General features: G+C 40.2%; 7 protein-coding genes and 1 rRNA gene. 2 read left to right on the top strand and 6 right to left on the bottom strand.

Going from position 1 to position 9,327, the window contains the following annotated elements:
• The first annotated feature begins 335 nt into the window (after positions 1-335).
• Together fmt and rsmB are read left to right on the top strand one after the other, a co-directional pair.
• Positions 336-1,295, top strand: a complete 960-nt coding sequence (gene fmt / locus FTV09_RS16065) for a methionyl-tRNA formyltransferase (RefSeq protein WP_067763417.1) — start codon at positions 336-338, stop codon at positions 1,293-1,295.
• A complete protein-coding gene (rsmB, locus tag FTV09_RS16060) occupies positions 1,295-2,602 on the top strand; it encodes a 16S rRNA (cytosine(967)-C(5))-methyltransferase RsmB (protein ID WP_067763407.1) in 1,308 nt (435 codons plus the stop codon). Before fmt ends, rsmB begins: the two co-directional genes overlap by 1 nt.
• Before the next feature lie 78 nt (positions 2,603-2,680).
• On the opposite strand, the gene FTV09_RS16055 is transcribed toward rsmB, so the two are convergent.
• The 6 genes from FTV09_RS16055 to rrf all read right to left on the bottom strand — a co-directional run.
• A complete protein-coding gene (locus FTV09_RS16055; RefSeq protein WP_081410288.1) occupies positions 2,681-2,788 on the bottom strand; it encodes a methionine/alanine import family NSS transporter small subunit in 108 nt (35 codons plus the stop codon).
• Between the two features lies 1 nt (position 2,789).
• Positions 2,790-4,274 (bottom strand): sodium-dependent transporter, encoded by a 1,485-nt coding sequence (locus tag FTV09_RS16050; RefSeq protein ID WP_067763409.1) that lies wholly within the window; start codon positions 4,272-4,274, stop codon positions 2,790-2,792.
• A gap of 363 nt (positions 4,275-4,637) precedes the next feature.
• On the bottom strand, positions 4,638-5,198 hold the full coding sequence (locus FTV09_RS16045) for a DUF1287 domain-containing protein (RefSeq protein ID WP_067763411.1): 561 nt from the start codon (positions 5,196-5,198) through the stop codon (positions 4,638-4,640).
• Positions 5,199-5,294: 96 nt separating this feature from the next.
• Complete coding sequence (locus FTV09_RS16040) at positions 5,295-6,743, bottom strand: aldehyde dehydrogenase family protein (protein WP_067763413.1); 1,449 nt, start codon at positions 6,741-6,743, stop codon at positions 5,295-5,297.
• Positions 6,744-7,289: 546 nt separating this feature from the next.
• Positions 7,290-8,663 carry an MFS transporter gene (locus FTV09_RS16035; RefSeq protein ID WP_067763415.1) on the bottom strand — a complete coding sequence of 458 codons (1,374 nt, stop codon included), beginning with the start codon at positions 8,661-8,663 and terminating at the stop codon, positions 7,290-7,292.
• Between the two features lie 555 nt (positions 8,664-9,218).
• Positions 9,219-9,327, bottom strand: a 5S ribosomal RNA gene (gene rrf, locus FTV09_RS16030); the annotation flags it as partial.

Below are 9,327 nucleotides of genomic sequence, written 5' to 3'. Positions count from 1 at the left end.
ATCCATGCACGTGTAGCAGTTCTTAACAGATTTACGGAATTAGGTCGACCACTTACCCAAGTTACGCCTTAAATTTGGCTCAATTAGGGGCGCTTTGCATTTCAAATCTTTGTGCAACAAAGCCATACCGGAATAATCACGTATTATTTTTTGATGGTTTTTTCCTCTTATTTTCATCAAATTTCTATAAGTGGGCGATTTTAACTGGCCGTTTTTAAAGTGAAAATTTTGTCAGTAAATGACTTTTTTTCGTCTATTAAATTTGCACTGCTACATAACCCAGAGCTCGCTTTTGTTATAATTGGCTGATCCACCACAAAATCGGTTTGTTTCCATTGAAAATCATCTTTGCCGGTACACCAGAATTTGCCGCAACAGCTCTTGCTGCATTGCTCAAAACTCAACATGACATCGTTGCGGTATACACTCAACCTGACCGCAAAGCTGGCCGCGGACAAAAGCTAACGGCATCTGCAGTGAAATTGTTGGCACTGGAACACAATATTCCTGTGTATCAACCACTACATTTCAAATCATCTACTGAAGAAGGTTTGGCTGCTCAAGCTGAATTGGCGGCTTTAAATGCCGATGTAATGGTGGTCGCTGCTTATGGTTTAATCTTGCCGCAAGTGGTCCTCGATACACCTAAGTACGGTTGCCTCAATATTCATGGTTCCTTATTACCGCGTTGGCGTGGTGCTGCACCTATTCAACGTGCTATTGCCACAGGCGACCATGAAACCGGAGTAACCATTATGAAAATGGCCGCTGGTTTAGACACCGGTGACATGATGTATAAAACCATTTGCCCAATTGAAGCAACAGACACCTCTGCATCTTTACATGACAAACTTGCTCTACAAGGTGCCGAAGCAACTGTACAGGTTTTAGCATCAGAAGAAAGCTTACAGCACTACCTTGAACAACGTGAAGTGCAGGACGAAGCATTAACTGTTTATGCACATAAACTTTCAAAAGCTGAAGCGAAACTAGATTGGTCTTTGGATGCGATCCAAATTGACCGAAATATTCGTGCATTTAATCCATGGCCTGTGGCTTTTATCCAACTCGATGAACAAAACAATCTTCGTGTTTGGAATTCACAACTTTCAGATGCAAATGCAAAAGAGGCTCAACCAGGCCAAATCATTGCAATTGATAAACACGGTGTACATGTTGCCTGCGGCAATAACAGTGTAATTCGTCTGACTACGCTACAATGGCCGGGCGGTAAACCGCTGAATGCAGTTCAAATCCTGCAAACTCAAAAATTGAATATTGGACAAATTTTATAATGAAGCAATCTCCCCACGCCTCAGGTAAAAACCTCAACTTACGTGCTCAGGTTGTGAAAACGTTATTGGCTGTCCAAAATGGTCAGTCGCTACAGTCTGTACTGGCACAACATATGAATATCGTGTCAGACAAAGACCGTGCGCTCTACCATGAATTGGTTTTAGGTTGCCTACGTCAATGGCATGCGCTTAAACAATTAACCTTACCATTATTGTCAAAGCCACTGGAAAACCAAGTGGTTGAAACCTGTCTGTATTTGGGACTCTATCAATTGCTGTGCACCCGTGTGGCGGCACATGCAGCGATCTCTGAAACAGTAGAAGCCAGCAAACAATTGGGCATGGAAAGTTTAAGTGGCGTGGTGAATGCGATATTACGTCGCGCGACTCGTGAAACTGAACAATTTTATGATGTCCTTGAACAAGCGACCAACTTACCAAGTTGGTTATCCAAGCGCCTGAAAAAGGATTGGGGCGAACAATTTAACGAAATCAGTTATCAGCTGAAACAAGTTGCTCCTCTCACTTTACGTGTTAATACTCGTCAAGTCAGCCGTGATGAGTACCTAGATATCCTGCTAGATGAAGGTATCGAAGCACATCGCTGTGAAATTTCAAACGTCGGTATCGTGATGGATGAAAGCTTGCATATTCCAAGCCTACCGGGTTTTGAAGCAGGTGGTTTTTCCGTACAAGATGAACACGCTCAACTGTGTGCAACCCTGTTGCCAAATTTAGATGATAAATTTGTAATTGATGCTTGCGCTGCACCGGGTGGCAAAACAGCACATATTCTTGAGACTTTTGATCTACGCAAAATGATCGCATTAGATCAGGATGAAAAGCGTTTAAAACGTGTGACGGAAAATTTAGAGCGTCTAGTTTTAGATGGTAAACATGTTGAAATTATTACTGCGGATGCAGTGACTTGGACAGCACCTGAACAAGCAGATTGTATCGTCCTTGACGCACCATGTTCAGCAGTAGGTGTGATGCGTCGTCATCCTGACATTCGCCTACTTCGCCAATCTGGCGACATTGCAAAAACAGTCGAGTTGCAAAAACAAATTCTTGAAAATATGTGGCAGCAGCTTAAAGTGGGCGGCACCCTGCTTTACATCACTTGCTCGATTTTAAAAGCTGAAAATGAGCAACAAATGGTGAATTTCTTTGCTTCGCATGCTGATGCACAAGAAGTCAAAATTGACGCCGATTGGGGCATTGAACAAATCCACGGTCGTCAGTTATTCCCTGAAGTGGGTCATGGTGATGGTTTCTATTATTGCCGAATTACAAAAACGGCTTAATACCTACTGATGTTTTGCCTATAGATATACCAATAAAAAAGGAACCTTGAAGGTTCCTTTTTTATTGGGAAGAAGATCTTAATCTTCTTCGTCAGGATGTTTGGCTAAGTGGATGGAGGCCAAGATTAAGCCGCCCCAAAGTAACACGATAGAAATAATCAACATCACCATTGCGGAAGTATTCATTTTATTTCTCCTCAGTTTCTTTGTCTTTCATGCAACTAAATACAATTGCACCAATGACAAATACAGCCATCACTGCACCAGCAACAGGTAACAGTACTTCAACTGGATATCCACCATAGCCTTCGGTTGCAATCGCTTTAATGGTTAAGCCCAATGCGACCAAGAGTGATAAGGGTGTAATTACCGTAATTAAGAAATTCCAACCAAAGCCCAATTTAATACTTGAGTACTGATTTACGTGGTCTTTCAATTGCGTTAACAATGGACGACGGAACCAAGACACCAAGATAATAGAGAACAAACCACCTGCCACAATACCAATGTTATTGGCGAAGTAGTCAATGATATCAACGAAAGTAATCGCGCTATGTGTAGAGAAAATCAAGGTTGAAACAATTGCAGAGCCACCGCCGACAATCGTTACAGCTTTCTTACGTGACCAACCCAATTTATCTTGGAATGATGCGATTGGCACTTCTAAAATACTCACCATTGACGTAATACCCGCAACAGCAAGAGATGAGAAGAATAGGAAGCCAAATAAGTCGCCGCCTGCACCTAAGCTCGAAATAATTTTCGGGAATGCAATAAAGGCTAAACCAATACCGCCCGAAACCACTTCATTTACAGGTACACCTGCACTATGTGCCATAAAGCCCAAAGCTGCAAAAATACCAATACCTGCCAAAATTTCAAACGATGAGTTAGCGAGTGCAACCACCATACCTGAACCGGTTAAATTGGTTTTTGCTTTCAAATAAGACGCATAAGTCAACATGATCCCGAAACCTACAGATAACGAGAAGAAGATATGACCGAATGCTGCCAACCATACTTTATAGTTGGTCATGGCTTCCCAGTTCGGTGTAAAGAACGCATTTAAGCCATCTGTTGCACCTGGTAAGCGTAATGCTTGAATAACAAGAATGCTGAATAAAATCACCAACAATGGAATAAAGATTTTATTAGAAAGCTCTACCCCTTTCTTTACGCCACCGTAAAGAATAAACACGGTAATTGCCCAAACAATCACTAAGCCAAAGAACAATGTCGGTACGAAACCAAAGGCAATACCATCGGCATTTTGCAAATAGGTATTAAAGAAGAAGCCTTGAGTATCTTCACCCCATTTTTGACCAATCGAGTAGTAAATGTAGCTGCCCGCCCAAGATAATACGCTGGCATAGTAGATACCGATGATCAATGTCACCATCACCTGCCACCATCCCAACGCTTCACTATTCATCAACTTTTTGTACGCTGTTGGAGGTGCTTTACGGAATTTGTGACCGACTGCATAGTCAAGAAACAACAATGGTAGACCCGCTGCAAAAATCGCAACCAAATACGGAATTAAGAAGGCACCGCCACCATTTTCATAAGCCACATATGGGAAACGCCAAATGTTACCCAAACCTACCGCCGAACCAATCGCGGCAATAATAAAGCCTGATCGTGCTGACCAGTTTTCACGTTTATCTGACATAGAACACCTAAACCTTAGGCGGCTCTTTGCTGCTTGTTATGGTTATATCGCGAGCAAAAAAGCACCATAAAAATAAATTCTGGGTGTTTGATCTAGTAAGTTACCTTGTGAGCTTCTTTACTAGAAAGCAAACAGAAAAATAAGTCATCAATTTTTGTTAAAAACATAACAAAATATTTTTCTTTTGTATGAATTCAACAATACTCACTTTTCCAGCCTTTTTCTGTAATTTCTGAAGCAAATATTCCATTTTTATAATCTGTTTTATATCAAATGTTCATTTAATCAGCTTATTTTTTATACAACAAAATTATCAATAATATAACTTTTAGGAATGATATATTTATAGTGTAATCCACTTAGTTATTTCACTCGATAGTGTCCAGTAATTTTATAAGCATATAAAATGTCTTCTTCCTGCGTACCTGACCCAATATTGTGAATAATCAGCGGTGTCTTGTTTAGATTAGATTGACGGTCTGAAACAATACCAATATGTACAAGCCCACGACCTAAGTCCCAAGTGACAACATCACCTACTAAATATTGCTGATCCAAAACTTGATAGCCCTGGCGTTTCATCCACGTTTGTATATTCGGTACACGGCGGTGATCAATATTTTTGTCTGGCCCTTTCAGTCCCCATTTTTGTGGATAGGATTTAAAATGAGCTCTCATATCTTCATGAATGGTTTTTTGCAGATCAATCCCCTGCAAACGTAATGCCCGAATCACCACATCGGTGCATACACCTTTTACAATCGGTACATCTCCCATTGGGTACGATAGCTGCGTATATGCAGGATCATAGTGCAAGGTCTTGCCAATTTGTCCACGCGCATCCGCCACCATTTGCTGAGCATCCAATGCCCAAGACGAAACTTGCACGGTAATTAAACTCAAAAATAAAAAAATCTGCTTCATCTGTTCTTATTCACTGCATTACTTTTTATAGGAAAGATTGTACTCAAAATAAAGGCACCGATCAGACCATGCTGATTGATGCCTGATCAAACTAGATCATGATAATTTAATCGCCAGCACGCGCTCTTCTTGCATATCACGAATAGCCGATTGAATCCCTTCACGACCCAAGCCAGAGTCTTTTACGCCGCCATAGGGCATGTTATCAACCCGAAATGATGGGATATCATTAATGATTACACCCCCCACTTCCAGATGATTCCATGCATACATCATCTTATTTAAGTTTTGAGTGTAGACGCCGGCCTGTAAACCAAAACGGCTACTATTTATTTTTGCGATACCTTTTTCAAAGTTCTTGTACTTCTCTAAAATCGCCACAGGACCAAAAATCTCGTCCTTATACACTTCTAATGACGCATCAACATTTTCCAATAAAATAGGATCAAGCAACGCACCTTTCAACTCACCACGAACCAGGGCTTTTGCGCCTTTTTTAATCGCCTTATCCACCCATTTATTGACCCGAATCGCTTCAGCATCCTTAATCATCGGCCCCACCATTGTGCTTTCGAGTTCTGGGTTTGTAGCCTTTATTTGCTTCATTTTAGCGATCATTTTTTTCTTCACATCGGAATAGATATCCGCGTGAACTAAAATGCGTTGCACACTAATACATACCTGCCCTGCATGATTATATGCACCTCCAACCAAACGATCGATAAATGCTTCGCTGATCTCTGTGTCTGGCTCAATCAATACCGCGGCATTACCACCTAACTCAAGTGTGACTTTTTTACGTCCTGCCCGCGCTTTCATATCCCAACCGACTACATCAGAACCCGTGAAGCTGAGTAATTTAAAGCGATCATCTGTCACCAACACGTCCGCATGTTCACGTGGACATGGCAGTACTGAAAACACGCCTTTTGGCAAATCTGTTTCAGCCAAAACTTCTGCAATTTTTAACGCTGAGATAGGTGTCAAACTCGCAGGCTTCAATACAAATGGACAACCTGCAGCAATTGCAGGAGCAATTTTATGCGCCGTTAAATTGATAGGAAAATTAAAAGGGCTGATCAATGATACTGGACCAATCGGCACATGCTTGACCATGCCCTGATAGCCGGAGGCAGCTGATGTCACCGCCAATGGAATCATGCGACCATCTTCAATTTGTGTGACAGCATCCGCTGCAATTTGGAAGGTATTAATTAAACGCTCAACTTCAGCCGCCGCCGCTTTACGCGGTTTACCGCCTTCTGCAATTAACAAGTCTGTTAATTCTGCACGCATTTCATTAAAGCGTTTCACACAATGCAACAGAATTTTTTGTTTTTGAAATGGCTCAAGCGCGGCCATTTCAGCAGCCGATTTTACTGCCGATTGAATGGCTTGCTCGATGGTTTGAGCATCTGCCAGCGCAACTCGGGCAAAGACTTTCTGACTATATTTATCTTGAACCTCAAGCCATTGTTCAGTTTTTACAGCTTTGCCTGCAAGGTATAAAGGATAATCAGTGACTTTGACTGTTGATTCAGACATTTTTATTTCCTTAGGATTCCGAATAATAACGCGATTTCTATAAATCCTATCATGCGCTGAGTTGGCTTTAAGTTCACTATATTTACGTAACAAGGCTGATAAAAAATGGGCAAAAATGCAGAACTTTTTAGGTTCATTACCTTATTTAAAAGTCATTGCGACTAAAAGCACAAGCAGCAAGATTATTAGAAATTGAATTTTTCAAAAAACCTAAAAAATTAAATATAAGCATTTTAAAACATCAACTTAATTTTATATAAAAAATTATAATTGCATGTTTTTTACACATATTTGTGAGAAATATCCTACAACAACTGAGGCAGATTCATCTAGGCATGCCTTATCTAAAATCCTATAGTGAAGCCATACCGAGACAGGATGTCTCAAACTTAAAACAAAAAGAAAAACCATACGACAAAATGCAATGGAACAATTCACCTTGCAAAGCATATAGAAGAGCCCTGACAGGATGTCGGGGCTTTTTTACTTTATAATTAAAATATTGATAAAAAAGCCCATCAGAAGATGGGCTTTCTAAAGTGAGACTTAACTATATGAACGCTGTGCTTTCAAGGTTTTTCGTTGTGCCTCAGCTTCAGCTGCAACTTCTTCATCAGTTTGTGCTTTGCGAATAAAGAACACTGCAATTGCTGCAATCACAACAGGAATCCCCACGGCCATAAAATTAATTTGATGTGGTAACTCTTGAGACAATAAATAACCAATCAAAATTGGACCTACAATTGCACCAGTACGGCCAACTGCAGATGCCCAGCCAATACCGGTTGAACGTACAGACAACGGATAGTATTGAGCTACATAGCTATACAGTAAAATTTGCGAACCAATTGCAGAAGCACCCGCAACAGCTACCAACAGATAAATCACAGGTTGTGGTGAGTTAAATCCAAGTAGTGACAGCGCTACAGCACCTGCTAAGCACAGTGTAATAATCACTGGTTTCAAATGGAATTTATCCGCCAAAATACCACCACCAACTGTGCCAATAACCGCACCAATGTTCATGGCCAATAAAAACGTCAGACTACTACCTAAAGAATATCCTGCGGCCATCATCAGTTTTGGCAACCAACTGCCTAGTGCATATAACGTTAATAAACACATAAAGAAGCAAAGCCAAAACAGTGCAGTACTTAAGCCACGCCCCTGTTTATATAGCGCTTTAACAGAAGTTCCACCTGGTACAACAACTTCAGTTAACTCAAGTTTTGCTGTTGAACTTAGATTTTGTTCAGGTGCAATTTTTTGAATCATTTGGCGTGCTTCAGCCGTACGTTCAACTTTCACCAAAAAAGTCAGAGATTCAGGCAAGAACTTCCATGCTAAAGGTAGCAATAACAATGGAATACCTGCAATAAAGAACATAATTTGCCAGCCATGATCTGCTGTAAACCATGAACCAAATAGTGCTGCCATAATGCCGCCCATAGCATAACCACTAAACATAGTGGTTACTAAGGTACTACGTAGACGTTTAGGCGCATATTCTGAAGTTAACGCCACTAAGTTTGGTAATACACCACCAATACCTAAACCAGCAATAAAACGTAGCACACCAAACTCTGTCGGATTCGTTGCAAAACCGCCAGCAAAAGTAAAAGTACTGAATAAAAACACACAGATCATGATGACTTTTTTACGACCAATTCGATCGGCCAAAGTACCAAACATCATCGCACCAAACATCATACCCGCTAGTGCTGTACTAGCTAACATACCCGCTTGTACAGCTGTTAATCCCCAGTCTTTCATTAGCAAAGGTAGAGCTACCCCATTGATGGCCAAATCATAACCATCAAATAAAATCAAAATTAAACACCACAACATGATGCTTAAATGCGACTTCGTGAATTTGGCATTATCAACCACATTATTCACATTCACTGTGCTTGTAGACATTGAAACTCACCTCCAATTGTGAGATTTATTTTTCAGCTACAATGCCGTTTTTGATGATGAATTGTCCAAAATTACAAAGGTATAGACTCATACCTTTAGGATATATGCGGTTTTTTTAGTCATAAAATGTCAGAGAAATGAGTATCAAAATGAAATATTTACACATAATAAAAATGGTGGACGGAGGGTCTAGTTTTTATAATTAATAATATTCAATGACTTAATTAACACCTAATGACAATCAGACAATAGATTATTTGATATTGATATTGTCAGATTAAAACGCGATTTTTTCATAATAAATACGTTGGACTACGATCTAAGTCTAAGATTTCTATAGTGAATAAATAAAGTTGAGCTTAAGTCTTATAAAAATCAAAATAAAACCCTAATAATTTAGCTTTAATTAAGTGTTTAAATAAGCGAGAAGGCAACTGACTTCCTGATTCCTAGGTGAAATAAGGCTTTGGTTTTATTCTTTTTGATTTTTATCATTTTTTAGCGCATAAAAAAATCCCCCTATCTCATAAGAGATAGGGGGGATTTTGAATAATGAGCTGGCGATGACTTACTCTCACATGGGTAACCCCACACTACCATCAGCGCTAAGAGGTTTCACTTCTGAGTTCGGGAAGGGATCAGGTGGTTCACTCTTGCTATTGTC

The organism is Acinetobacter sp. YH12227 (assembly GCF_013417785.1).
In the GTDB taxonomy this organism is placed as follows: domain Bacteria; phylum Pseudomonadota; class Gammaproteobacteria; order Pseudomonadales; family Moraxellaceae; genus Acinetobacter; species Acinetobacter gandensis.
The sequence above is the reverse complement of the archived record's forward strand: the minus strand, read 5'-3'. Positions and strand labels throughout refer to the sequence as shown.

Bases quoted from the DNA above. Each gene is read 5' to 3' on its own strand.
- rsmB (WP_067763407.1), top strand. From the start codon at position 1,295: ATGAAGCAATCTCCCCACGCCTCAGGTAAAAACCTCAACTTACGTGCT.
- FTV09_RS16055 (WP_081410288.1), bottom strand. From the start codon at position 2,788: ATGAATACTTCCGCAATGGTGATGTTGATTATTTCTATCGTGTTACTT.
- FTV09_RS16050 (WP_067763409.1), bottom strand. From the start codon at position 4,274: ATGTCAGATAAACGTGAAAACTGGTCAGCACGATCAGGCTTTATTATT.
- FTV09_RS16045 (WP_067763411.1), bottom strand. From the start codon at position 5,198: ATGAAGCAGATTTTTTTATTTTTGAGTTTAATTACCGTGCAAGTTTCG.
- FTV09_RS16040 (WP_067763413.1), bottom strand. From the start codon at position 6,743: ATGTCTGAATCAACAGTCAAAGTCACTGATTATCCTTTATACCTTGCA.
- FTV09_RS16035 (WP_067763415.1), bottom strand. From the start codon at position 8,663: ATGTCTACAAGCACAGTGAATGTGAATAATGTGGTTGATAATGCCAAA.